Source organism: Mesorhizobium sp. M1A.T.Ca.IN.004.03.1.1 (assembly GCF_003997555.1).
In the GTDB taxonomy this organism is placed as follows: Bacteria; Pseudomonadota; Alphaproteobacteria; order Rhizobiales; family Rhizobiaceae; genus Mesorhizobium.
The window spans coordinates 1-254 of the sequence record NZ_RZTV01000675.1 but is presented as its reverse complement, the minus strand read 5'-3'; the positions used below and the strand labels follow the sequence as shown (position 1 = coordinate 254).

Sequence of the window (254 nt, the reverse complement as noted above, 5' to 3'; positions counted from 1 at the left end):
AATCTCGCGCATCATCGGCCGTTCCGTCCCGACCGTGGTCATGCATCTCAACGCCGCGGCCAAAAAACTCGGCGCCCGCAATCGTACGCAGGCCGTCGTACGCGCCACCCATTACCGCCTGCTCGACGAGCATGGCCGATCATTGCCATCCTATAACTTGTGATAGCTGCCTTCGCCGCTGCCGCCGCGTTATGGTTTCCAAACTTCCGAGGAATGGAGATGTCGGTGGCCGAAGTCGCAACAAGTGAAGCCTA

At 59.4% G+C, this 254-nt stretch carries 1 pseudogene; it reads left to right on the top strand.

From position 1 onward, the window contains the following. Positions 1–163 (top strand): annotated as a pseudogene (locus EOD29_RS33370) (LuxR family transcriptional regulator); the annotation flags it as partial. Between the last annotated feature and the right edge of the window lie 91 nt (positions 164–254).